18 protein-coding genes, 1 tRNA gene and 1 pseudogene are annotated in these 24,413 nt (G+C 45.6%); 10 read left to right on the plus strand and 10 right to left on the minus strand.

All coding sequences use genetic code 11. The annotated features are described in order from the left end of the window. The 3 genes from ACRD67_RS10805 to ACRD67_RS10815 form a co-directional block, all read right to left on the minus strand. Positions 1-3,366 (minus strand): beta strand repeat-containing protein (locus ACRD67_RS10805; RefSeq protein WP_430967164.1); only part of this gene is annotated, 3,366 nt, incomplete at its 3' end. A gap of 536 nt (positions 3,367-3,902) precedes the next feature. Further along, positions 3,903-4,247 carry a helix-turn-helix transcriptional regulator gene (locus ACRD67_RS10810; RefSeq protein ID WP_430967165.1) on the minus strand — a complete coding sequence of 115 codons (345 nt, stop codon included), beginning with the start codon at positions 4,245-4,247 and terminating at the stop codon, positions 3,903-3,905. Positions 4,248-4,508: 261 nt separating this feature from the next. Then, entirely contained in the window at positions 4,509-6,341 is a 1,833-nt protein-coding gene (locus ACRD67_RS10815; RefSeq protein ID WP_430967166.1) for a hypothetical protein, read from the minus strand. A gap of 866 nt (positions 6,342-7,207) precedes the next feature. Here ACRD67_RS10815 and ACRD67_RS10820 point away from each other — a divergent pair. Continuing rightward, positions 7,208-7,282 (plus strand) — tRNA-Val (locus ACRD67_RS10820). A 59-nt stretch (positions 7,283-7,341) separates the two neighbouring features. Here the strand turns inward: ACRD67_RS10820 and ACRD67_RS10825 are convergent. From ACRD67_RS10825 to gldJ, 5 genes are all read right to left on the minus strand, one after another. Next, positions 7,342-7,749 (minus strand): thiol-disulfide oxidoreductase DCC family protein, encoded by a 408-nt coding sequence (locus tag ACRD67_RS10825; RefSeq protein ID WP_430967167.1) that lies wholly within the window; start codon positions 7,747-7,749, stop codon positions 7,342-7,344. Between the two features lie 16 nt (positions 7,750-7,765). Next, on the minus strand, positions 7,766-8,434 hold the full coding sequence (locus ACRD67_RS10830) for an ABC transporter ATP-binding protein (RefSeq protein ID WP_430967168.1): 669 nt from the start codon (positions 8,432-8,434) through the stop codon (positions 7,766-7,768). Continuing rightward, positions 8,431-9,648 carry an ABC transporter permease gene (locus tag ACRD67_RS10835; RefSeq protein ID WP_430967169.1) on the minus strand — a complete coding sequence of 406 codons (1,218 nt, stop codon included), beginning with the start codon at positions 9,646-9,648 and terminating at the stop codon, positions 8,431-8,433. Before ACRD67_RS10835 ends, ACRD67_RS10830 begins: the two co-directional genes overlap by 4 nt. Positions 9,649-9,740: 92 nt before the next feature. Beyond that, entirely contained in the window at positions 9,741-11,015 is a 1,275-nt protein-coding gene (locus tag ACRD67_RS10840; protein WP_430967170.1) for a UDP-N-acetylmuramoyl-tripeptide--D-alanyl-D-alanine ligase, read from the minus strand. Positions 11,016-11,079: 64 nt separating this feature from the next. Further along, a complete protein-coding gene (gene gldJ / locus ACRD67_RS10845) occupies positions 11,080-12,750 on the minus strand; it encodes a gliding motility lipoprotein GldJ (RefSeq protein ID WP_430967171.1) in 1,671 nt (556 codons plus the stop codon). Between the two features lie 461 nt (positions 12,751-13,211). On the opposite strand from gldJ, the gene porV reads away from it, so the two are divergent. The 9 genes and pseudogenes from porV to ACRD67_RS10890 all read left to right on the plus strand — a co-directional run bounded on the left by porV (position 13,212) and on the right by ACRD67_RS10890 (position 22,858). Beyond that, on the plus strand, positions 13,212-14,354 hold the full coding sequence (porV, locus tag ACRD67_RS10850; RefSeq protein WP_430967172.1) for a type IX secretion system outer membrane channel protein PorV: 1,143 nt from the start codon (positions 13,212-13,214) through the stop codon (positions 14,352-14,354). Positions 14,355-14,422: 68 nt separating this feature from the next. Continuing rightward, positions 14,423-14,938 (plus strand): annotated as a pseudogene (gene cdd, locus ACRD67_RS10855) (cytidine deaminase); the annotation flags it as partial. Positions 14,939-15,036: 98 nt separating this feature from the next. Further along, positions 15,037-16,035: a pyruvate dehydrogenase (acetyl-transferring) E1 component subunit alpha gene (gene pdhA / locus ACRD67_RS10860; RefSeq protein WP_430967173.1), complete on the plus strand. Its 999-nt coding sequence runs from the start codon at positions 15,037-15,039 to the stop codon at positions 16,033-16,035. Positions 16,036-16,039: 4 nt separating this feature from the next. Beyond that, complete coding sequence (locus ACRD67_RS10865) at positions 16,040-17,701, plus strand: dihydrolipoamide acetyltransferase family protein (protein ID WP_430967174.1); 1,662 nt, start codon at positions 16,040-16,042, stop codon at positions 17,699-17,701. A 141-nt stretch (positions 17,702-17,842) separates the two neighbouring features. Then, positions 17,843-18,907 carry a M28 family metallopeptidase gene (locus tag ACRD67_RS10870; protein WP_430967175.1) on the plus strand — a complete coding sequence of 355 codons (1,065 nt, stop codon included), beginning with the start codon at positions 17,843-17,845 and terminating at the stop codon, positions 18,905-18,907. After that, positions 18,907-19,587 carry an SDR family NAD(P)-dependent oxidoreductase gene (locus tag ACRD67_RS10875; RefSeq protein ID WP_430967176.1) on the plus strand — a complete coding sequence of 227 codons (681 nt, stop codon included), beginning with the start codon at positions 18,907-18,909 and terminating at the stop codon, positions 19,585-19,587. Before ACRD67_RS10870 ends, ACRD67_RS10875 begins: the two co-directional genes overlap by 1 nt. Further along, positions 19,587-20,186 (plus strand): SprT-like domain-containing protein, encoded by a 600-nt coding sequence (locus tag ACRD67_RS10880; protein ID WP_430967177.1) that lies wholly within the window; start codon positions 19,587-19,589, stop codon positions 20,184-20,186. The genes ACRD67_RS10875 and ACRD67_RS10880 overlap by 1 nt, the downstream gene beginning before the upstream one ends. A gap of 120 nt (positions 20,187-20,306) precedes the next feature. Then, on the plus strand, positions 20,307-21,392 hold the full coding sequence (locus ACRD67_RS10885) for a mannose-1-phosphate guanylyltransferase (protein ID WP_430967178.1): 1,086 nt from the start codon (positions 20,307-20,309) through the stop codon (positions 21,390-21,392). Between the two features lie 2 nt (positions 21,393-21,394). Then, positions 21,395-22,858 carry a DUF389 domain-containing protein gene (locus ACRD67_RS10890; protein WP_430967179.1) on the plus strand — a complete coding sequence of 488 codons (1,464 nt, stop codon included), beginning with the start codon at positions 21,395-21,397 and terminating at the stop codon, positions 22,856-22,858. On the opposite strand, the gene ACRD67_RS10895 is transcribed toward ACRD67_RS10890, so the two are convergent. Further along, positions 22,855-23,622 (minus strand): ABC transporter ATP-binding protein, encoded by a 768-nt coding sequence (locus ACRD67_RS10895; protein ID WP_430967180.1) that lies wholly within the window; start codon positions 23,620-23,622, stop codon positions 22,855-22,857. The genes ACRD67_RS10890 and ACRD67_RS10895 overlap by 4 nt on opposite strands. After that, positions 23,622-24,359 carry an MlaE family ABC transporter permease gene (locus ACRD67_RS10900; protein WP_430967181.1) on the minus strand — a complete coding sequence of 246 codons (738 nt, stop codon included), beginning with the start codon at positions 24,357-24,359 and terminating at the stop codon, positions 23,622-23,624. Before ACRD67_RS10900 ends, ACRD67_RS10895 begins: the two co-directional genes overlap by 1 nt. Positions 24,360-24,413: the final 54 nt, after the last annotated feature.

Consider the following 24,413-nt stretch of genomic DNA (forward strand, 5'->3'; position numbering starts at 1 on the left):
GGTGGTCACGGCGTCCGTTGCCAGTTCCGCGGTACCGATCCCGCCGTCGGCGACGTCCAGGGTATATGGCGCCACTGTGGTACCGGACCCCGATCGTGTGAGCGATCCGCTGGCGGTGGCGTTGGTGACCTCGTTGCCCACGATCCCATCTGCCTCGGCGGCCAGTGCGGCCTCCTCCCAGGCGGAGGCGGTATTGTTCCATTGAATGATGTTGCCGTCGGCCGTCCCATCGGCCAGTTTGGCCAGGGTCACGTTGGCATCGGTGATCTTGACGGTGGTCACGGCATCGTCGGCGAGCTCGGCGGTATCGATCCCACCTGCGGCCACGTCCAGGGTGTACGGACTGGCTGCGGTCCCGGTGCCCGAGCGCGTAAGGGTGGCATCGGTGGCGTTGGTGACCTCGTTGCCCACGATTCCGTCGGCTTCTGTTATTGTGGCTGCAGATACATCCAAATAGATTCCGCCATCGGTTCCGGCAGAGATATCATTATTGGCATCCGTACTTAGGAAATCTTGACTAACAAGAGCTGTACCTCCTGTTGCGTCTGTGAAGGTAAGTGTGCCATCGCCGTTATCTGTAATGTCTACGGTCAGTGCTGCTGCCAAGACCTCATCTACAGCATCTTGCACATCGGCTGCTAGCAGGCCGGAGACTGTATTATCATACGTTACTTCAGCTGCTGTCTGGTCGTCCGTACCCACAGAGGTGTCGGTTACCAACAACCAATCTGTACCGTTCCAGCGCATAAGCTGTCCTGCTGCAGTACCGTTGGCCAATTTGGCCAAGGCTACCGCATCATTAGCAATGTCCACTTCGGCGATGGTCCCGTTCAAGATATTACCGGTCTCTATGGTATTACTGGCAATATCATTGCCGGTTATGGTTCCATCGGTTATTTTGGCACTGGTCACTTGGGAATCGGCAATTTTGGCTGTTGTCACCGCGTTGTTTGCCAGCTCTGTGGTACCTACCATACCAGCGGCAATCTCTAAAGTAACATCAGTCAAAGTGGCATTGGTGCCTCCCCCTACAGTAAGGTCGTTGGAAGTAATGGAACCATCACCAGTCAGTCCGGCAGCATTTACAAATGCCCCGCCGTCCGTGCCGGCGGATATCAGGTTACCGGCATTGGTGCTGATGACATCAACGGTAGAAGTGCCCCCGTCTTCATCGGTATATGTGATGTCTCCGGTAGCATCATTTTGGGCCAGTGAGGTGACCGTTTCCAAGTTGGTAATGGCATTGGTAAGGTCTACTTGATTGGTGGTTCCGTCCTCATCCACGTAATCCAGGTTGGTATTGTCGGCGTTTAGAGCGATGCTGGTCACGGTCTCGTTGATTGCCGTGGTTGCACCTCCCTCAGCGGTATAAGTGGCTATCTGGTTCCCGGTCACCGTCCCGGTAACGGTGGTGATGGTCTCGTCAATGTCCACTGCCGTACCGTCTGCCTCCGTTACGGTAGCAATCAGGTTTCCGGCGATGACGTTGGAGATTGCAATGCCGTTGGTGGTGATGGTTACGTCACTGCCATCATTATTGGTAAAGGTATAGGTGCCGTCCCCGTTGTCGGTGATATCGGCTTTGTCCACGTTGCGGGCGGTGCCCCCCTCATCGGTATAGGTGATGGTGCCGTCGGCGTTGTCCACAAAGGTGGCGATGGTCTCATCGATATCCACAGTGGTGCCGTCTGCCTCTGTTACGGTAGCAATCAGGTTTCCGGCGATGACGTTGGAGATGGCAATGCCGTTTGTGTTTATAGTTACGTCGCTACCGTCGTTGTTGGTAAAGGTATAGGTGCCGTCCGCGTTGTCGGTGATATCGGCTTTGCTCACGTCACGGGCGGTGCCCCCCTCATCGGTATAGGTGATAGTACCGTCGGCATTGTCCACAAAGGTGGCAATGGTCTCGTTGATGGCCGTGGTGGCGCCACCTTCGGCGGTATAGGTGGCTATTTGGTTCCCTGTCACGGTTCCCGCTATCGTGGTGATGGTCTCGTCAATGTCCACTGCCGTACCGTCCGCTTCGGTGACCGTTGCGATGCGGTTTCCCGCGATGACATTGGAGATGGCAATGCCATTGGTGTTTATCGTTACGTCGCTGCCGTCGTTGTTGGTAAAGGTATAGGTACCGTCCCCGTTGTCGGTGATATCGGATTTGTTCACATTACGAGCCGTACCCCCCTCATCGGTATAGGTGATGGTGCCATCGGCGTTGTCCACAAAGGTGGCAATGGTTTCATCCACATCCACTGTGGTACCGTCTGCAGCAGTCACCGTTGCGATACGGTTTCCTGCAATTAGATTGGAGATCGCTATGCTGTTGGTATCTATTGTTACGTCGCTGCCGTCGTTGTTGGTAAAGGTATAGGTGCCGTCCCCGTTGTCGGTGATATCGGCTTTGTCCACGTTGCGGGCAGTGCCCCCCTCGTCGGTATAGGTGATAGTACCGTCGGCATTGTCCACAAAGGTGGCAATGGTCTCGTTGATGGCCGTGGTGGTGCCTCCCTCGGCGGTATAGGTGGCTATCTGGTTCCCGGTCACGGTCCCCGTTATCGTGGTGATGGTCTCGTCAATGTCCACCGCCGTACCGTCCGCCTCGGTGACCGTTGCGATACGGTTTCCCGCGATGACATTGGAGATGGCAATGCCATTGGTGTTTATCGTTACGTCGCTGCCGTCATTGTTGGTAAAGGTATAGGTACCGTCCCCGTTGTCGGTGATATCGGATTTGTTCACATTACGAGCCGTACCCCCTTCATCGGTATAGGTGATGGTGCCATCGGCGTTGTCCACGAAGGTGGCAATGGTCTCATTGATTTGGGTTATTGTACCATCCGCTTCGGTTACTGTAGCGATCAGGTTACCTACTACCAAATCAGTAATGGTAATGCCATTGGTGTTTATAAGAACATCACTGCCATCATTATTGGTAAAGGTATAGGTGCCGTCCCCGTTGTCGGTGATATCGGATTTGTTTACCGTTTGTACTGTTCCGTCCTCATCTATATAGGTGATCAAGCCATCCGCTCTGTCCTCCAGGACGGTCACCGTTTCCAAACCGGTAACGTCCCCGGGGTTGAGCAGTCGTTCCCAAGTGGTATCCTGCCAGAAGTAGAACCCCGGTACAATATCGCCTGCTGCCGTAGGGACATATACAACAAGGCCATTTACGTTTCCATTGGTAATTGTTGTGGCATCGGTGGTGTTCTGCAATGCCACACGGGGAATGAGCACCCCTTTATCCGATGCGGTAATGTCTAATTGCGCCGATCCATCGGGAACCGGGCTTCCAATACTTACCTGCCCATATGAAACTATGGAAATACATAAGGACATAAAGAAAAGGAGAAGTCTGTTTGATTTCATAAGCAAAAAGTTTACTTTTTTTAAAGGTTATTAGTTAATAGATCCATCTTATTTATACCCTTTTTGATCTTGATGGCAATAAGAGGTTTTTTACGTCAAACGTAAGTTTTGACGGGGCGAAGTTACACTCAAAACAGCGCGGGAAACAACAAAGACAACTGGACAAAAATCTGTACAAAAGTCTATACAGAACAAAATGAAAATACTGAAGAAGGCGTCAAAAAACCTTTGTTTATAGGTAGTTACGCCTTATGTTGACAACATTTTTTTACTGGATTTTTAATAAAGGGGAAAGCTTATGTTGTTTTGGAACTGTGTAAAAGTGTTACCGGGAAATTGAACGGGATACAGTCTACCCGAGCCTTATTTCCAATTAAATTTGTGAGGTATCGGAGGCACTGTTCTTTCCGTTTAGGCAAAAAACCAAACAGAGGTGAAAAGGTGCCTTTGAATCGCTCGGGATGTGCACAATACTAACGCATGGATATTAAAGGAGGTTGGGAAATAAAACTCGGCCAACCCGACTGGGGAATGCGCTACATTTCCATTTGCCCTTCCAAAAATCCGATGATACATTTATTGCAGGACACGTTTAATTTTTTTCGAAGTCGATAACGTGCTGTGTGCACACTTTCGGGGGAAATGCCCAGAATATTGGCTATGTGTGTTGTGGTTAAATTTAATTTTTCCAGCGCCAGCAAACGTTCTTCGGAATTGGTAAAATAATAGCCCTTGGTCAAAATTAAAGGAAAAAAGGAAGGATACACCAATGAGAACTTTTCCTTAAACAAGGACCAGTCCTGAGGGGTTAGAATTTTGACGGAAACAAGGTCACTTAAAATGGCCACGATATCCATGTTTTTTTTGTTTTGGGTCTGCATGTTCCGGATTCTTTAAATATGTGTTTGTTTTGATTTTTCACCGAACTCTCATATACAGAGGGGGTTACTTGGTATACAAAGTCACGGCAAAATGAAATAAAAAGCCAATATATGGCCTAGACAAAATTCTAGACAATCCCTGCTGAATACGTAAAGCAAAAAATAAAGGAAGCTTAAAAACTATAGAAAAAAAAGATCATGAAACGATATAAAAGCTAGACAAAACTCTAGACAATTGTTTGTGCCCATTAAAGGGATGAATTACAAGCTTTGTAAAAAGTCGATTACCCCGATGTCCTTGGGAGCACCCAGTTTTTTGCGCAAACGGTACCGTCCGGTCAGGACACTATCTGGGGAAATCCCCAGCATATGTGCTATCTCGTTGGTCTTTAGATGTAAACGCTCCAGAGCAAGAATGCGCTCTTCTGCGTTGGTAAGGTGAAACCCCTTGTTGTATATTCCCATGAAGAAGCAAGGATATACCAGGGTGAATTTTTCCTTGAAAATTTCCCAGTCGTCTTGGGTAAGGATTTTGGACCTGACCAGTTCCTGTATGGTATTCAGTTCCTCCTTTTCCCCAAAGGACAGCTTCAATTGTTCCAATTCTTGGCATAGAACCTCCTGTTCTTGGCTTTTTTGTAGCAAGCGGTTGGTGAATTCAAGTAGCTCATTTTTATTTCGTTCCAATCGGGAGGCCAACGCCCGACGCTTCCGTTTTCCTGTTTCCCAGATGTAGTAAGCAATGCCGGTACCGGCCAAAATCACCGAAAACAGTACAATCCAAAGCGTTCTTCTTAGCGCCGTGGCCAATTCCTTGTCCTTTTCCAATAAATTTATGGTCGTTTTTTGCCGGTAAATTTCATTTTCATTGCGTTCGGCCTCGTACAAAGATTGATAGTACAAAAAAGCGTTGGTCTTTATGGTGTTATAGGCAGAATCCTTTACCTGCAGGTGGCGCTCCAAATGCTGGTATGCGTTCTTGAAGTTTTTTTGGGCGGCGTATACCTCAGCAATCTGCTTTTCGGCCCTGATCATCTCTTTCTTATTGCTTATACGATCTTTTTTTGCCAGTATTTTTTGCAAGGCCTGTTCGGCTTTTTTGTTTTTACCAATCCTGAGGTAATAGGAAGCTGTAACATTTAGGATGTTGTTTTCATAATATTTGGGTGCATCCGTGGTTTTTCTTAAGCTATCCGCTCTTTTGAGATTCATCCAGGTTTCTTCAAGGTCGCCTTGTTCCAGATAATACTGGGCATAACCTGTGGCAATCATCATTTGAAGTACTTGTTTTGAATTTCCTTCAGGAATGCTATCCAAATAGTGGGATGCCATGTCCACATATTTCTTTAGGTTCCCGTAGTCCTTGTGCTTAAGATAACCACCTCCGATATTAAAGGCATTTACACTTACCACATAGTAATCCTTATTTTTTAATCCAGAAGCGATGATTTTTTGACGTTCTTCATTGGCCTTTTCCACAAAATCATTCGAAGCATACGCGGAAGCCAAAGCAGAGAGGGTATGGGTCATATACGTAACATCGCCTAAGCTTTTATAGAGCGCATATGCCTTATTATACTGGTCTACCGCCTTCGGAAAATTTCTCAGATCGCTTTGGACCTGGCCATTGAAATAGATGGCATCGGCTTCAAATATTGAATCTTTGGTAAGATGGAAGATATGCGCGGCTCTTTCATAGTCCTTGGATGCCTGCTTAAGGTCTTCCTTGTTAAAGTAGGCACCTCCCCTTTTTAACAACAAATGAGCTACCGATCGTCTTTTCTTGAATTTGGATCGATGGCCCAACATCTCATCCAGTACATAGATGGCCGAATCGGGTTTGCGGGTGTAGAGATACTCTTGCGAGACATATCTCAATTTTAGAACGGCCTTGTCCCATTCACCCAATTCTCTTGCCAAATCGATTGTACGCTTCAGGTAGGACGTCCGTTGCGGATGGTTTTTACGCACCATGGCTTCGGTCAGGGTATCCAAAATGCCAAATCGTTTGACATCGGAATTTGAATTTTCAAGTCGTTGTATGAGCGAGTCTATCTTGGTTTGCGCCTGGGTAAAAACTGAAAAGAACACCATTGACGCTATGCATACTCTGACTCGACTTTTGTTCGTCCTATTCATCTCCTGTAAAGTGATACCGTGGGATTAAGATATACAATTAATTCCGTTCTCTTCCACACGTTAATTGAACGCCTGGCAATTGCTACGTACGCACTTAATTCAGATTGCCATACCGTCGCAGCCAAGTAGCGATTGATGCAGGCCAATACTACTTGCAAAACACCTTTCAAAAAAAGCATATAAAAAAAGAAATCACCCCATAGGAGTCTAGACAAAAATCTAGACAAAATCCTAGACATGCTTGCTAGAGAATCCAAGGTATGATTCCCTAGGGCAGAGTGAGTCCTTTCGAAATGGGCGGTCACCAAAAAGAAAGGGGCCTGGTATAATACCAATGCCCCCCTCTACCTACACAAAGAAAAAGTTGTTGCTTTTTCAGTATGTATCCATAACCTATCCGAGCTATCCCCTATGCCCCGAAACCGGAACAAAAGACTAAGTAGGTTTGGGCTACATAATCACTCCCCAAAGTGAATAAATAGTAGGTTTTGCCAAATAGAAATTTGCTAAAACATATAGGTCGCAGGTTCTTTTACTTTTTTCATGTATTAAAAGGTATAAAGGGGCCAGGTGCTATATTATCGTACCCGACCCCATTCAAGCCAAATAAACAACCAAAATTGAACAAATCGTTATTTTTAATTTGATGGGGTTTTCCTTATTTCGACCTCCATGTTAAAATATGATACAAAGAAAACGGGGAATGATGGAAAAAACTAAATAACAGTATAGACAAAATTCTGGACAGTTTTCACGGAAGGTTTATATTCCGATCAAATTGTTTAATGTTTGGATAATTTTCCGATATTGCAGGCCCAAATGGGATATTAGCTCAGTTGGTTTAGAGCGCTGCCTTGACAGGGCAGAGGTCACCGGTTCGAATCCAGTATATCCCACAAAATGCCACCCGATAAATACGGGTGGTTTTTTCTTCAGGACCTATACAAAAATGGGACTATGAGGTTAGCGGGTGCTTAAAGACAAGGGTACAGCTTTTTGATCTCCCAAACCATTTCACCCTATTTTTTGAGGCTAGATTATATACCGTATCCCTGATAATTCTTGGGATAAACGCCAAAAGCGCGGCGACCAAGCGCCACCTTGGTATTTTGGAAACGATTTTCAGAAAACCATCAGAATGGGTATGGACCCCTTTATCATCCAACAGGATCACCGTTTCCAGGCTTTCGGTGGGAAAACCGTATTTTTTTAACAGCAGCTGTCCCTCGGTGGACTGAAATGCAACGTATCTGAAAATACCTCCGGGTGCGAAACGAAGCAGCCAGCCGACAACCCCATTGCACAAATTGCATTCTCCGTCAAATATGATGATATTTTCCTTTGCTTCCATAATCGTTTTCATAGCAATCTTTTCTATCCTATAGTCGGATGGAACCGTCAATAATTTCAACCAACCGCTGGGATTTTTTCTGTATGGTGAGGTTATGGGTGGCCATAATTACGGTTTTGCTCCTTTCTTTTGTTATTTGTGAGAGTAAATCAAAGATTAGCATGCTATTTTTTTGATCCAGATTTCCGGTAGGTTCGTCCGCAACGATCAGTACGGGATTGTTGATTAACGCGCGCGCTATTGCAACACGCTGTTGTTGCCCGCCAGACAGCTGGTAGGAAGGACGATCCGCGAAGGTTTTCATCCCCATTTCATCAAGTAAGGAGAGCGCATCTTCCCGAAGGGCCTGGTTGTCCTTTTCGCCCAATTTTAAGGCCGGAAGCATCACATTTTGCAATACATTGAATTCCGGGAGCAAAAAATGGGATTGATATACAAATCCGATATGCCGGTTTCTAAAATCGGTCAGGCCGTCTTGCGACAATGCCTTGGTAGGTTGCCCCAATATTTCCAAAGTTCCTTCAAAATCCATATCCAGGGTAGACAGAATATACAGGAGGGTAGATTTTCCACTGCCCGATTCCCCGAAGATGGAAATTAGCTCCCCAGCCTCTGCGTTCAATGAAACACCGTTGAGAACCCTATGTTTCTTTGGATTGTGAAAATACTTGCTGATATGTTCCGCCTTCAATATCATATATCCCTAATAATCGTTACCGGATCTACCCTGCTTGCTTTTTTGGACGGGAAATAACCCGCCAGTAGGGAGGTAAGTATCCCAAAAGAGGCCCCCAGCAGGTAAAATTTTACCTCAAAAGTGATAGGGTAGGTGTCCACAATGATAAAATCCGAAGTTTCCAGGGGGGCCAGGGAAATGGCGTAACTGATCAGATAGCCAAAAAAGCTCCCCAGCAGCGAACCTATGGAACCAATGACAAAGGACTGTGCCAAAAAGATAAAAACAAGGTCCTTGCCCGCATAGCCCATGGTCTTCAATACGGCAATATCCTTTCGTTTTTGTATTACCGTTATGTTCATGATGTTGTAAATTCCAAATCCGGCCACCAGTAGCAGGGCAAAGGAGATGGTCCAGGTCATTACATTGCGGACTTTGTTCCCTATTACTATGGTTTTGTTGCCATCCATCCAATCATCTACGATGATCCCCCCGTATTGTTGCAACAACGCATTTTTTAAGCCAAGGTCCTCCCGGTCTTTGAGTTTTACATGAATATTGGTAATACCCGATTCATTTTCCAAAAGCCCTTGCAGGGTGTTTGCGTTTACATAGGTCCGGAGGTTATCTATTGTGGAAATCCCAAAGCTGAATATGCCCGATACGGTCAAGCTATGGTTTCTTCCGTTGGGAAGGATCATTCTTAGCTCGTCCCCTTGGGAAACTTGAAGCCGTTTGGCGAGGCTAACGCCAAGAAGAATAGCGTTTTCATCTTTCAAACTTTCAAAGCCATCTCCATGGACAAGCCTCCGTTCCAAATCTACCATCTTGTATTCCCTATCCGGGAAAACACCGTTTATACTCACTGGCAGCTGCTGTGTTTCACTGAGCAGGATGGCCGGGGAAAGGGTCTGTTGGGCAAACCCCTTTACATTGTCATGTCTCCCCAAGGAGGTTGCGATATCGGAGACCTGTTGAAGCACAGGGGTCTTAGTTCCGAAAAGGCCTTTAAGTTTGACCTTATCTGGCTTTTGGTGTATAACAATGTCCGGACTTCCATTAAACACGGCATCATCCAAAAAACCGTTGACCCCGGTCATAAAACTGATCATAACGATAAAAATGGTTACGCCAAGGAGTACGCCCAGCGTGGCAAGAATACTTTGCTTCTTTCTCGCGACCAGGTATTGAAAGGCAATAAACAGATTTACGCTATTGAATACGTTTTTCGACATACGAAATGGGTCGTGTAAATAGCTTGGGAATTACACTGGGAACCGTGCGGGAATATTCTGTGCCCATGGCTGCCCAGAGGAGTCGCTCATGTTTATAGCAATTGCACCGCCCGTTCCAGGGCCATTCCCCTGGAGCCCTTGATTAGAATATGACTTTTTCGCAACGTATGCGTTTTCAGAAAGTTGGCCAGGTCATCAAAGGAGTTGAATTTTTTTAAGGGCGAATTTGTTTTGGTAAAGTGCTCTCCCACGAGGTAGGCGTCGTCAAAAGCCATTTCCATGACCAGATCTGAAATCTCCTGATGCTCTTTTTGTGCAGCACTGCCCAGCTCGAACATATCCCCCAGGAGTACTATTTTGGGAGCTCCTTGCATCATGCTAAAATTATCGAGGGCTGCTTTCATGCTGGTAGGATTGGCATTGTAGGCGTCCAAAATGATGTGATGCCCGTTGCGGTCCAGCATTTGGGAACGGTTGTTTTGTGGAATATAATTTTCAATGGCCACCTTGATATCCGCCAATGGAACATTGAAGTATTTTCCCATGAGCACGGCGGCGGCGCAGTTGGAAAAGTTGTAACTTCCAATGAGTTGGGACCTTATTTGGATGCCCTCGGCTTCCAGGGCAACATAGGGATCGGCATCCAGGGCCGAAATGATATAGTAATCACGGTTTACCTTGCTATACCCAAACTTCTTGATATACGTTCCCAATTTTTCTTCCTGTATCGGGTCGTCCGCATTCAAAAATACATGCTTGTCATTTTTCAGAAGATATCTGTAGAGTTCACTTTTCCCCTTAATGACACCGGCTACACCTCCAAAACCTTCAAGGTGTGCTTTTCCGAAGTTGGTGATATACCCATAATCCGGTTCCGCTATGGTACAAAGAAAATCGATTTCTCCTTGATGGTTCGCTCCCATTTCAACGATTGCAATCTCCGTGTCCTCTTTTAGGGACAATAGGGTTAGGGGAACACCAATGTGGTTGTTAAGATTTCCAAGAGTAGCAACAATCTTGTACTTTTTGGACAACACTGCCGAAAGCAGTTCTTTGGTAGTAGTTTTCCCGTTGCTTCCTGTAAGGCCTATTACTTTGGTATTGCAATACTTCCTGTGATAATTGGCAAGTTCCTGTAGGGTCTTAAGCGCATCCTCCACTAGGATGACCCCATCGGCGGCACTGTACTTCTTTTCATCCACGACCGCTAAGGAAGCTCCGTTTTGAAGTGCTTGCATCGCAAACTCGTTACCGTTAAAATTGGCGCCTTTTAGCGCGAAGAAAATACAGTTTCTCGTGATTTTCCTGGTATCGGTACAAACGGCGGGAAATTCCAAAAAGAGCTTGTGCAGTGCAGCTATGGTCATGGCACAAAGTTAAAAAAAAGCCCCGACGGAAAGTCGGGGCCTTGCTTTATATTTTTTGGGAAAACTATTTAACCTTTTTTCCCCGAACTGTTTTGTTCTTTGTTTTGGATTTTGATCCCACTCTGGACATGGCACATCTGAATCCGATATAATCCGTGGCCATGTATTGAGGCAGGTACCTACGTTGTGCGGGATCTAACCAATAGGCTCGATCTCTCCAAGAACCCCCTTTGAAAACCCTAACTTCGTTATTGATCAGGGTAGTCCTGTTATTGGAGGTATCGTACTGGCGTATCATGTTGCCAACAGAATCTCGCTCAACATTATGCTTGGGTGAATTGTACATGGATCTACCATTCCCTTCTTGCTCCTGCTCTTCATCACTAAATCTGTCAAAGAACCTGGAAGAACCTGGATCACCGTCCCTGTATCCTCTATTGTCACTAGAGGAGAAATTGGTCCTTAGATAAGTTTCCTGTTCGTCCACGGGTACCATTTTTATCTCGCCTGGTAGGTTAACCGCAATTATTCTACCGTTGGGCAAGGTATCGTAGACAATCTCATCTTTGAGGATATTTACCTTTCCATCCTCGCCTATTGCAGTTTTTTGATATACGTTACCCCTGTAGTAGTTGAAATCACTTATTTCATCATCAACTATGGGTCGGTACACATCGGCTACCCATTCGGCCACATTACCGGCCATATCATAAAGGCCAAGATCGTTGGGTTTGTAAGACTTAACCTCTGCGGTAATATCCGCACCATCGTCGGACCATCCGGCAATTCCGCCGTAGTCACCTTTTCCTTGCTTAAAGTTGGCCAATTGGTCCCCTCGGCCCACGCGTTGCCCGTTACGGGTATACTCGCCTTCCCAAGGATATTTTTTTCTACCTCTATAGTTATTGTATTCCCGAGAACCCTGAAGGGCCGCAGCTGCATATTCCCATTCGGTTTCTGTGGGCAAGCGGTACTCTGGCATAATAATCCCGCTACTGCGCTTGGCAAAGGTAGAAACGGAATCTTTTTTCTTATTGCCCTGGAGCGAATCAATTTGACCGTTGTAGACCGACTCGGGCCTGTTTAGATAGGCTTCAGTGCTAAAGGTGCCCTCTACCTCACCTGTAACGGCCTGATATTTGGCATCCTTGGCAAGATATCCTTCCTTTTCCAGCATGGCTTCATTGACACGATCCGTACGCCATTCTGAAAATTGAACGGCCTGCACCCAATTTACCCCTACTACAGGATATTCTGCATAGGCAGGATGCCTTAGGTAGTTGTTGGTCATGGTTTCGTTAAATCCTAATCGGTTTCTCCAGACCAAGGTGTCCGGCAGTGCTCCCTTGTAGATATTGGCATATTTTGGATTTTCGGGTGGGTATACACTCTTTAGGTAATCCAAATATTCCAAGTACATAACATTGGTCACTTCGGTTTCATCCATATAGAAGGACTGAACGTGCTGCGATGTTGGTGTGTTGTTCCAGTCGTGCATCACATCATCCTGAACCTTCCCTTTGGTAAAGGTACCTCCTTCAACAAACACCAAACCGGGGGCAGTGGCCTGTTCCTTAAAATCTGTGTTGTACTGGAAACCACCCTCCTTGGCATTGATTTTCCAGCCGGTGGCTCTTGAAACGTTCTTTGATGTCCCGGAAGATTTTTTGCAACTGCTAAAACTTCCCGCCACCACTAAACAAGAGAGTACAACTTTGATAAATTGTTTTTTCATAATTAGGACTTGAGTTCAAAATTCAAACCACGTTTCAAGCGGCTTGGAGATTATATTTTAATTAATTTGTGTGTCACTTTCGGCTTATAAAACGAGGATTTGCACATAATATTTCATGGTCCCAAAAAATATTTTTTACAAAATCCACGCGGCATAAGTTTTAAAAAGATTCCGTGTGTAAATTCATAACGAAGTAAAAGCTATTATAGTATGGGTTAAAAGGGTTTCTTTTTGTTACTATCCCGAATAAAGGGCGAATTCTTGCAAGGAGCGGGGGATTTTATCGATAAGATTAGAAAACAATGGCTTTGGGACGGGATTTTGTTCATGGATTTTTAAAAATAATATACCCATAACACAAGATATTTTTAAAAAGGGCGTTTACATGTAGTACGACTAAAATTTATCGAAGTTGTTCAATAAGCTTATTTTTGTACCCAACTAAATTTTACATGAAAGAAATGAAAAAATTATTGACACTAACCTTGCTTGTGTGCCTTGGCAGAACAATGGCGCAGGAAGATCGGGTTATCACCACTGCAGTGCCCTTTTTGACCATTGCCGCCGATGCAAGGGCCGCGGGTATGGGCGATATGGGTGTAGCTACTTCCGTCGATGCCTATTCGCAGCAATGGAACCCGGCCAAATTTGCCTTTGCGGAGCGCAAAATGGGCATTGGGGTAAGTTATACCCCTTATCTGGAGAGCATTATTACGGACATTGCCCTTTTAAGCGGAAACTACTATAATAAAATAAACGATCGAAGCGCATTTGCCGTAAGCTTACGTTTTTTCACCTTGGGAGAAATAGAGTTAAGGCAATTTGCCAACGATCCGGGAACAACGGCCAAACCCAACGAATTGGCCATTGATGGATCCTATTCCCTAAAACTTAGCGATCAATTTTCCATGGCGGTTGCAGGAAGGTTTATCAGCTCTAATCTGGAACTTCAGGAAATCGGAGGAAATTCACAGGCAGGAAACAGCTTTGCTGTTGATGTGGCCGGTTACTTCCGTTCAAGGGAAATAGCCTACAACAATTTTGATGGACGCTGGAGAGCTGGATTCAACCTTTCCAATCTTGGAGGGAAGATCCAGTACGATGAAGGAGGCCAGGAAAACTTCTTGCCCACCAACCTAAAAGTGGGAGCCGGCTTCGATTTTATTTTGGACCAGGATAATGTGTTGGGAATCACTACAGAAATCAATAAATTATTAGTACCTACCCCCAGGGATTTTGATGGGGATGGGGATGTGGATTCTGAGGACAATGCGGAGTACCAGGATATCAGTTTTTTAAATGGGGTATTCGAGTCCTTTGGTGACGCTCCTGATGGATTCAGCGAAGAATTAAAAGAATTTACATGGGCCCTTGGTGCGGAATATACCTATCAGGACGCCTTTATGATCCGTACCGGTTATTTCAATGAAAGCGAGGAAAAGGGTTCCAGAAAGTTCTTTACCCTGGGAGCAGGCTTTAAGTTCAAGGCGGCCCAGATCGATCTGTCCTACTTGTTCTCGACTTCTCAGGTAAGAAACCCTTTGGAGAATACCTTGCGTTTTTCCCTTACCTTTAGCCTAGGCCAGGAATATTTTAACGATTAAGGGTAAAACCCCTTTATTCGTCCTTTAAAACCTGCCTTTGTGCAGGTTTTACTTATTTTTGTCCCAATCCCCTACTAAAATTGCAACAATATCCGGATATGAAAAAACGTCAAATAGCTTTTGAATTGACCGTGTTCGATTCCTTGAAAGACCTTCCGGTCGAAGACCAGCAATTGATGAGGGAAGCCATAAAAGCGAGAGGTGATGCTTATGCGCCCTATTCCAACTTTCAAGTAGGCGCAGCGGTGCTCCTGGAAAATGGATCAATTGTCATTGGGAACAACCAGGAGAACGCGTCCTATCCATCTGGGCTCTGTGCAGAACGCGTGGCCGTTTTTCAGGCTGGGGCTAAATATCCGGGGGTAGCCATACGGACCATTGCCATCACGGCGACCTCCAAGAATTATGCGGTGGATACCCCAGCTGCCCCGTGTGGGAATTGCAGGCAGTCTATCGCCGAATATGAACAAAAACAACATAGCCCAATAGCACTGGTCCTTATGGGCGAAACGGGGGAAGTCTTCAAGTGCGATTCCCTTGTCGATATCCTTCCCTTGGCCTTTGATAATTCTTTCCTAAAGTAGCTTAAATTATATCCGCTTCTATTTTTTTTCCGCTATTGATTTAATGTGTATTTTTGTTTTTCCGATTTAAGGAAATACTACAAATAAAATATGTGTTAATGGAAAAGATTACCAAGGAAGTTTACCTAAAATGGTACGAGGACATGCTGTTTTGGAGAAAGTTCGAGGATAAACTTGCCGCTGTTTACATTCAACAAAAGGTTAGGGGATTTCTACACTTGTACAACGGGCAGGAAGCCGTACTTGCAGGAGCGTTACACGCGATGGACCTTTCCAAGGACCGGATGATTACGGCCTATAGGAACCACGTGCAACCCATCGGTATGGGAGAAGATCCCAAAAAGGTTATGGCCGAGCTTTACGGCAAGGTTACCGGTACTTCACGGGGTATGGGTGGATCCATGCACATCTTTTCCAAAGAACATCGATTTTATGGAGGCCATGGCATTGTAGGAGGACAGATTCCCTTGGGTGCAGGCTTGGCCTTTGCCGATAAATACTTTAAAAGGGACTCGGTAACCTTGTGTTATATGGGTGATGGTGCGGTACGACAAGGATCCCTGCACGAAACCTTTAATTTGGCCATGCTGTGGCAATTACCAGTGGTGTTTATTTGTGAAAACAATGGCTATGCCATGGGAACCTCTGTGGCCCGGACATCATATTCCACAGATATTTGGAAACTTGGCCTGGGATATGAAATGCCATGCGGTCCGGTAGACGGTATGGATCCCGTAACGGTGGCCAAGGAAATGAGCAAGGCCATAGAACGGGCCAGAAGTGGCGGCGGACCTACATTTCTAGAAATGAAGACCTATCGCTATAGAGGACATTCCATGTCCGATGCACAGCATTACAGAACAAAAGAAGAAGTAGAGGAGTATAAAAAAATTGACCCCATTACCCAAGTGCTCGATGTCATCATGGAAAAGAACTATGCTACAGAGGACGAGATCAAGGAAATAGATGGTCGGGTAAAGGATATGGTGAAGGAATGCGAAAAATTTGCTGAGGATTCGGATTACCCTCCTGCAAACCAATTATATGACATGGTATATGAGCAGGAAGACTATCCATTTGTACAACATAAATTATAGGTAAATGGCGGAAGTTATTAACATGCCGAGACTTAGCGACACCATGGAAGAGGGGACGGTTGCCAAGTGGCTTAAGAATGTAGGGGACAAAGTGGAAGAAGGGGATATCTTGGCAGAAATTGAAACGGATAAGGCAACGATGGAGTTCGAATCCTTTCATGAAGGCACCTTGTTGCATATAGGGATTCAAGAGGGCGACGGAGCTCCTGTAGATACCCTTTTGGCCATTATTGGCGAAGAAGGGGAAGATATTTCCGGATTGTTGAACGGTTCAGGCACATCATCCCCAGAACCTCCAAAGGAAGAGATTGCAGCCGAGGCTACACCCGAAGCTCCTGCCCAGGATGGTGAAGCCGCTGCAACATCAGAAGAAATTCCTGAAGACGTCGAGATTATTAAAATGCCCCGCCTTAGCGATACCATGGAAGAAGGCACTGTGGCCTCATGGCTAAAACAAGTGGGCGATACTGTGGAGGAGGGCGATATCCTTGCGGAGATCGAAACCGATAAGGCCACCATGGAATTCGAGTCCTTTTATGCAGGCACCTTACTTTATATTGGTATAAAGGAGGGCGAGTCTGCTCCCGTGGATACGGTTTTGGCCGTTATTGGCCCTGAGGGGACCAACGTAGATGCTGTGTTGAACGCCAAACCCTCTGCCGGTCCGGCAAATACGGATGCCGCTTCAACCAATAAGACGGAAGCTCCTATTGCCGAAAGCAAAGAGACTGCAAGTCCGGAAACTACGGTTACTTCTGATGGGCAACGTATTTTTGCTTCCCCGCTGGCCAAAAAGATTGCTGCGGAGAAAGGCATCAATATTGCTGAAATCAAGGGTACCGGAGACCACGGTAGAATCGTGAAAAAAGATGTGGAAAGTTATCAGCCTTCCGCCAAACCGGCGACGGCCCCTGTCACAGAAGTGCAGTCCGCTCCTGCGGAAAAGGCGGCCCCAGTAGTACCCGTACAGTTGGCAGTTGGTGAAGAAAGCAGCGAGGAAGTGAAGAACTCCCAGATGCGCAAGACCATTGCCAAGCGTTTGGCAGAATCCAAGTTTACGGCCCCGCACTATTATTTGACCATTGAGGTGGCCATGGACAACGCCAAGGCCTCCAGGGCGCAAATCAATAGCCTTCCCGACACTAAGGTGTCGTTTAATGATATGGTTGTTATGGCCTGTGCCATGGCACTTAAAAAACATCCTCAGGTCAATACCACTTGGAACGGGGACACCACACGTTATAATCACCATATAAGTGTAGGTGTGGCCGTAGCCGTTGATGAGGGACTCGTGGTTCCCGTACTCAAGTTCACTGATCAGATGAGTCTAACACAAATTGGGGCCAATGTCAAGGACTTGGCAGGCCGGGCGAGAAACAAAAAACTTACCCCTGACGAAATGCAGGGAAGTACCTTTACGGTCTCCAATTTGGGCATGTTCGGTATTTTGGAATTTACCTCCATTATCAATCAGCCCAATTCGTCTATCCTATCCGTAGGGGCTATAGTGGAAAAGCCGGTCGTTAGAAACGGTGAAATTGTAGTAGGAAGCACTATGAAGGTTACCCTGGCGTGCGACCATAGGACGGTAGACGGCGCCACAGGAGCCCAGTTCCTTCAAACACTGAGGGCATTTTTGGAGAATCCGGTGACCATGCTGGCCTAGCAATCCGAGTTTGGTTTCCGGGCAATGGTTGATCAAGCAGGTCCCAGTTTTGCGCTGGAGACCAAGATTGATTATTGGCCTAATCAAAACTTCTCCATATCATCGGGATACCTTATCTTTAAAAATCAAATTCGTACAGGTATGGGAAAAGTAATTCGGCTTATAATGCTTTTGGTATTCGTGGCCTGCGGGTCAACAAAAGTGAGGGAAACCCCTTCGAATACTGTAGATGGTCCTGAGGGCCTTAAAGCTAGGGTAGCTTCTGTTGCCTCAGATGCAACCAACGGAAATAAGGCTATAAACCCGGAAACCAATGGAAATACAACACGCCTCAAGGCAGATTTTTCCGATGAGGTCAGGATCGGGGGAATTATGAATTTTTTGGCTTCGGATGCATTAAAAGGCCGGGATTCGGGAAGCGAGGGCATAGCAAAGGCTGCAGATTTTATCGAGACTATCTTTAAGCAGAACCGTATTGCGCCCTATTTTGTGACCTACAGGGATACGTTGTCCAATTTCTCCAAACCGGCTTATAATGTTGTTGGTGTATTGGAAGGAAACGACTCTAAGCTCAAACACGAATTCATTGTGATCGGGGCACATTACGACCACATTGGCATCATTAGCCCGGTCAACGGGGATACCATAGCCAATGGCGCCAACGACAATGCTTCAGGTACCACCGTAGTGTTGGAACTGGCCCGGTATTTCGGAAACGCAAGGACCAATAAGCGAAGTCTGATTTTTGCACTGTTCAGTGCCGAGGAAAAAGGACTTTTGGGATCGAATCATTTGGCCAAAAAGTTGAAGGCCCAAAATTTGGATCTATACGCCATGCTGAACTTTGAAATGGTCGGGGTTCCCTTGGTGGGCAAGGACTACTTTATGTATGTCACAGGTTATGAAATGTCGAATCTCGCAGAGATCAGCAATCAATATACGAACGAGAAACTGATCGGTTTTCTACCTACCGCCAAGGAATTCAACTTGTTCAAACGGTCGGATAATTATCCTTTTCACGAAGCATTCGGAGTACCTTCCCAAACGTACTGCACCTTTGATTTCACCAATTTTGACCAATATCACAAGGTAGGGGACGAGGTTTCCCTAATGGATTTTGGGCATATGGCCACTGTAGTGAACAAGACGATACCTGTGCTTAGCGGTATCATCAACGCGACGACCAGGGAAATAAAATATAAATAATGTCCAGCGTAATCATAACTGGCTGTAGCAGGGGTATTGGCTATGAACTGGCCCGTTTGTTTGCCAACGAGGGGCATCAGGTCTTGGCCCTGTCCAGAAATGATGGGCCCATGGCAGATTTGGGACATCCCAATATTTCCAGTTTCCCTTTTGACATCACCCACCAGGCCGACCTGGAAAAGGTGGATGGATTCGTAAAGAAGAACTGGGACAAGGTGGATGTCTTGATCAACAATGCCGGTAGCTTACTGAACAAGCCTTTTTCCGATATAACCTCCAAGGAATTTGAGGATGTCTACCGGGTTAACGTGTTCGGCGTGGCCAACATCACCCGGACCCTGTTGCCCTATATGACAAAAAATGGCCATGTGGTCACCATAAGCTCCATGGGTGGGGTACAGGGAAGTCTTAAATTTCCCGGTCTTACGGCCTATAGTTCAAGCAAGGGCGCGGTCATTACATTGACCGAAGTATGGGCGGAGGAGTTTAAGGAAAATGGTCCCTCCTTCAATGTTTTGGCCATTGGGGCCGTGCAAACCGAAATGTTGGAAGAGGCATTTCCCGGTTATAAAGCCCCTATATCGGCCCGGGATATGGCCGCCTATATCAAAGATTTTGCCCTGGACGGAAATAAAATGTACAACGGGAAGCTGTTACAGGTTTCAAGTACCACCCCTTAATGGACGCTGTTTTAAAAAAATATTTGCCGGAAAGGGCAGTGATACCCTGTTTGGAACTGATTAAGGAGACCGGGGTAAACCTTAAAATAGTAAATCAGCGGGTTACCCGTCATGGGGATTACAGGCGCCTGCCGAACGGATCACATCAAATCACGGTAAACGCCACATCCAATAAATATCGATTTTTAATTACCTTGATTCATGAAATTGCGCACTTGGTGGCCTTCGAAAAATATGGACGCCAAATAAAACCTCATGGGCTTGAATGGAAAAGGACATTCCAATTTTTAATGCTACCATTTATCCGGCCAGAGGTATTTCCATCGAAACTATTACCCCTTTTGGCGAAACATTTTAGAAACCCGAAGGCAAGCAGCAGCACGGATGCTGATTTATCCATAGCTTTGAAACAGTTTGATGCGGCCACGGATAAAACCCATATTTTTGAACTTCCCTTTGGAAGCGTCTTTCGAATCTATAACGGCAAATTATTCAGAAAGGGGAACAAACGAATAAAACGGTTTGAGTGTATGGAAGTCGCTACGGGAAAGCTATATCTCTTTCAACCAAATGCCGAAGTGGAACCCATCCGTGATTAAAACTGGATCTGTGATTCGCAAGGCACCAGCCAATGTTGAAGGCGAGGAGGCCAATTGAAATAGAAATATGATACCAGCGCTGTCCGAAACGGAGCAGCGGATTAATTTTTGATCGTAAATATGAACAAAAACTATTATGCCGTTTTAATGGCCGGCGGGGTCGGCTCCAGATTTTGGCCGGTAAGCACGAGCTCATATCCAAAGCAGTTCCACGATATGTTGGGAACAGGGGAAACCTTGATACAAAAGACCTTCCATAGGCTTAACAAATTTGTGCCCTCCGAAAATATTTTGATCCTGACCAATGAGAAATACAACGATTTGGTGCTGGAACAATTGCCCGAAGTGGAACAGGAACAGGTGGTTCTTGAACCTGCCATGCGAAATACGGCGCCCTGTATTCTGTACGCATCCCTTAAGATCCAGAAAAAGAACCCGAATGCCGTAATGATCGTTGCGCCCAGTGATCATTGGATCGAGGACGAAGTAGCCTTTGCTTCGGATGTTGAAAGCTGTTTTGACAAATGCGGGCAGGAAAAGGTACTGTGTACCCTGGGAATTACGCCAACCTTTCCCAATACGGGTTTTGGTTATATCGAATGTGAGAAAGGACAGGAAGAAAAGACAGGACTTAGGAAAGTGCACCAATTTCGCGAAAAACCGGATTATAAAACCGCAAAAGAGTTCCTAAAGCAAGGTAATTTTTTGTGGAATGCGGGTATATTCATCTGGGGCGTGGGTACCATTGTGGACGCTTTTGAACAATATCAACCACAATTGCACGTGCTATTTCAAGCCGGTTTGGGATACTACAATACAGAGGATGAACAAGCCTTTATAAAGGAAAATTATGGCAGGGCCGAAAATGTTTCAATAGATTATGCTATCTTGGAACGATCCAAGGCCATATATGTACTTCCGGCTTCCTTTGATTGGAACGATCTAGGTACCTGGGGATCTCTCTATGATAAGCTGGGTAAGGATAGCGATCAAAATGCAGTGGTCAACAGTAAGGTCATCAGTGAGGACGCCTCCGGAAATATGATCCGTTCCCCAAAGGGAAAGGTCGTGGTCATAGATGGGTTGAACGATTATATCATTGTGGACAAAAAAGAAGTGCTATTGATTTTTCCCAAATCCAAGGAACAGGACATTAAAAAAATGCTTGGCAAGGTAAAAGACAAATACGGAGACCAGTACACCTAAGTATGAGTGAAAATACGGAACAGGGTGATTTTGATTCACCCAATGTACATGAAACAGGTGAAGATGTAAAGAAAGACTTTAAAGGGCTTCTCGGGAGTTCAAAAAAGTTTCTTTCAGAACTTCTCGATATTAGAAAAAATACGGATCAGGAGGCTACCAAGGCCTCTATCGTGACCGATATTCCGTTCAAGGGGCATACGTCCTGGATTCTTATCTGTTCCATTTTCATAGCTTCGGTCGGGCTGAATGCCAATTCTACCGCTGTGGTTATTGGCGCCATGTTAATATCGCCGCTCATGGGCCCTATTTTGGGGATAGGTATGTCCTTGGCCATTAATGATATAGATACCTTGAGGCGCTCCCTTAAGAATTTCGCGGTGATGGTAGTGCTCAGTGTCATTACTGCCTTTTTGTTTTTTTATTTTTTCCCACTACGTGATGAATCGTCTGAACTGCTGGCCCGCACGGCCCCGGATATTCGGGATGTGCTTATTGCCTTTTTTGGGGGTCTTGCTTTAGTCATTGCGAGGGCGAAGAAAGGAACCATTGCCACCGTGATTTTTGGTGTTGCCATTGCTACGGCCTTGATGCCGCCCCTGTGCACTGTGGGTTTTGGACTGGCGATAGGGAATTTTGAATATGCCCTGGGCGCTATGTACCTCTTTAGTATCAACACCATTTTTATTGCACTGGCTACTTTTCTGGTGTTGAAACTATTGCGGTTTCCCATGGTACGCTATGTAAATTCCAAAAAAAGGCGACTTATTGCGCGTTTGGCCTCCTTATTGGCCATTTTGGTGATGATTCCTGCCGGGATAACCTTTTACAACGTATTTCAAGAATCCCGATTTAAGATACAGGCCCAAGAGCTGATCAACGAGACCATCGCGGTCTATCAGTTCCAAAGTGGTGGCAGGTATTTAAAGGACCTTACCGCCATAAATTTTAGACCGGACGAGGGATCTGTAATTGAGCTGGTCTGTATGGGAGACGAACTCATCCCGGAAAACGTGATCGCCACCTGGCGAACGCAAAAAAACAACTACTCCAAATTGCAGGATACGGAATTGAGAGTAGTACAGGGAGGAAAGGACGACTCGGAGGAAAAGTTCAATTTTGTCAACGAGCTGTACGAGTCCAAAAAAGCGGAACTCTTGAATAAGGATGAACGTATCCGTATTCTTGAGGCCGAAGTGGCCAACCTTAGTAAACGGGCATCCAAGCAGATTCCGTTTCAGGACATCAGCGCCGAGGCAAAGGCCAATTACGACAATATTTCCTCTTTGGGTTTTTCCTATACCGTACTTACCGACTTTAAGAAAATAGATACCATTCCGGTTTTTGAGGTAGCTTGGAAGGAGGGATCTACAAGAAACCAGATAAACACAGATTCCAAAAAGTTAAGTGAATGGTTAAAGCTACGGGTAAAGGACAATAAAATTCAGCTTAGGCAAATAAAGAACTAGTTCCTTTCCTCAATGTACATTTGCCTTACTTTTTTGAAGAGTTCGGAAGAATAGACAAAATTGGTCACCGCTTCATTGTCGGTCTTAAAGATTTCCTTGTTACTGCCTTCCCACTCTTTGTGGCCATCCTTTAAGAAGATGATTTTTTCACCAATTTCCATTACCGAATTCATATCGTGACTGTTGATAACAGTAGTGATATCGTATTCCTTGGTAATCTCCTGGATGAGGTTATCAATTAAAATTGCGGTTTTGGGATCTAGACCCGAATTGGGCTCATCACAGAAAAGATATTTTGGGTTCATCACAATGGCCCGGGCAATGGCCACCCTTTTTTGCATGCCCCCCGAAATTTCAGAAGGATATTTGTGATGCGCATCGATCAGGTTTACCCTTTTCAGTACAAAATCCACTCGATCTCGCATTTCCGATTTGGACTGATGGGTGAACATCTCCAAGGGAAACATGACATTGCCCTCTACCGTCATGGAATCAAAGAGCGCACTACCCTGGAATACCATACCCATTTCTTGGCGCAGATCACGCTGTTCGTCACCCGAAAGATCGGAGTAGACTCTGCCATTGTAACAGATAGAACCTTGTTCAGGAGTAAAGAGGCCCAAAAGACACTTGAGAAAGACCGTTTTGCCAGATCCGCTCTGTCCGATGATCAGATTGGTCTTGCCCTTGTCAAAACAAGTGGTAATACCCTTTAGAACATGGGCGTCGCCAAACGATTTGTGTATGTTGGTTACTTCTATCATTAGCCCAATAGCAGTTGTGTTAGAATATAGTTTAAGATAATAATGACCACACTGGTCCAAACAAAGGCAGTGGTACTGGCCTTTCCTACCTCCAGGGCCCCGCCTTTCATATAATAACCATGAAAAGAAGGGACGGTAGCGATAATAAAGGCGAATACAATGGTTTTGATAAAAGAATAGGTAACATGGAATGGAATAAAGTCCAGTTGTACCCCTTTTACGAAATCCGCACTGGAACTGAACCCGCCGATCACTCCGGCAATCCAACCACCTAAGATGCCCGTATACATGGCAATTGCTATGGCAAAAGGGTAAATGAGCATCGCTATTATTTTGGGAAATACCAGGTAGTTAAGTGAATTGACCCCCATGACCTCCAGGGCGTCTATCTGTTCGGTAACCCTCATGGTGCCTATACTGGAGGTAATGTAGGATCCTACCTTTCCGGCCATAATAATGGAAGTAAAAGTAGGAGCGAATTCGAGGATTACGGACTGTCTTGTGGCAAAACCGATTAAACTCTTTGGAATCAAGGGACTGTTTAGGTTCAGCGCCGTTTGAATGGTCACTACGCCACCGATAAAAAAGGAAATAAAAATGATGATGCCCATGGAGTTGAATATTAGCTCATCTATTTCCTTTAAAATCAAGGACTTCATTACCGGCCATTTTGTAGGTTTTTTTAAAACCTCGCGAAGCATTAGAAAATAGCTGCCAATGGATGCTATGTAGTTCATGGAGTAAAAATAGACTTCTTCATGTAAAAATAACAATATTAGCCATCATTTAAT

Source organism: Eudoraea algarum (assembly GCF_050589645.1).
Lineage (GTDB): Bacteria > Bacteroidota > Bacteroidia > Flavobacteriales > Flavobacteriaceae > JBNGOQ01.

Excerpts from the sequence above, each read along its gene's own strand:
- ACRD67_RS10875 (WP_430967176.1), top strand. The coding sequence starts at position 18,907 with ATGTCCAGCGTAATCATAACTGGCTGTAGCAGGGGTATTGGCTATGAA.
- ACRD67_RS10890 (WP_430967179.1), top strand. The coding sequence starts at position 21,395 with ATGAGTGAAAATACGGAACAGGGTGATTTTGATTCACCCAATGTACAT.
- gldJ (WP_430967171.1), bottom strand. The coding sequence starts at position 12,750 with ATGAAAAAACAATTTATCAAAGTTGTACTCTCTTGTTTAGTGGTGGCG.
- ACRD67_RS10810 (WP_430967165.1), bottom strand. The coding sequence starts at position 4,247 with ATGCAGACCCAAAACAAAAAAAACATGGATATCGTGGCCATTTTAAGT.
- ACRD67_RS10865 (WP_430967174.1), top strand. The coding sequence starts at position 16,040 with ATGGCGGAAGTTATTAACATGCCGAGACTTAGCGACACCATGGAAGAG.
- ACRD67_RS10830 (WP_430967168.1), bottom strand. The coding sequence starts at position 8,434 with ATGATATTGAAGGCGGAACATATCAGCAAGTATTTTCACAATCCAAAG.
- ACRD67_RS10815 (WP_430967166.1), bottom strand. The coding sequence starts at position 6,341 with ATGGTGTTCTTTTCAGTTTTTACCCAGGCGCAAACCAAGATAGACTCG.
- pdhA (WP_430967173.1), top strand. The coding sequence starts at position 15,037 with ATGGAAAAGATTACCAAGGAAGTTTACCTAAAATGGTACGAGGACATG.
- ACRD67_RS10900 (WP_430967181.1), bottom strand. The coding sequence starts at position 24,359 with ATGAACTACATAGCATCCATTGGCAGCTATTTTCTAATGCTTCGCGAG.
- ACRD67_RS10870 (WP_430967175.1), top strand. The coding sequence starts at position 17,843 with ATGGGAAAAGTAATTCGGCTTATAATGCTTTTGGTATTCGTGGCCTGC.
- ACRD67_RS10835 (WP_430967169.1), bottom strand. The coding sequence starts at position 9,648 with ATGTCGAAAAACGTATTCAATAGCGTAAATCTGTTTATTGCCTTTCAA.
- ACRD67_RS10840 (WP_430967170.1), bottom strand. The coding sequence starts at position 11,015 with ATGACCATAGCTGCACTGCACAAGCTCTTTTTGGAATTTCCCGCCGTT.
- ACRD67_RS10880 (WP_430967177.1), top strand. The coding sequence starts at position 19,587 with ATGGACGCTGTTTTAAAAAAATATTTGCCGGAAAGGGCAGTGATACCC.
- ACRD67_RS10885 (WP_430967178.1), top strand. The coding sequence starts at position 20,307 with ATGAACAAAAACTATTATGCCGTTTTAATGGCCGGCGGGGTCGGCTCC.
- porV (WP_430967172.1), top strand. The coding sequence starts at position 13,212 with ATGAAAAAATTATTGACACTAACCTTGCTTGTGTGCCTTGGCAGAACA.
- ACRD67_RS10825 (WP_430967167.1), bottom strand. The coding sequence starts at position 7,749 with ATGAAAACGATTATGGAAGCAAAGGAAAATATCATCATATTTGACGGA.
- ACRD67_RS10895 (WP_430967180.1), bottom strand. The coding sequence starts at position 23,622 with ATGATAGAAGTAACCAACATACACAAATCGTTTGGCGACGCCCATGTT.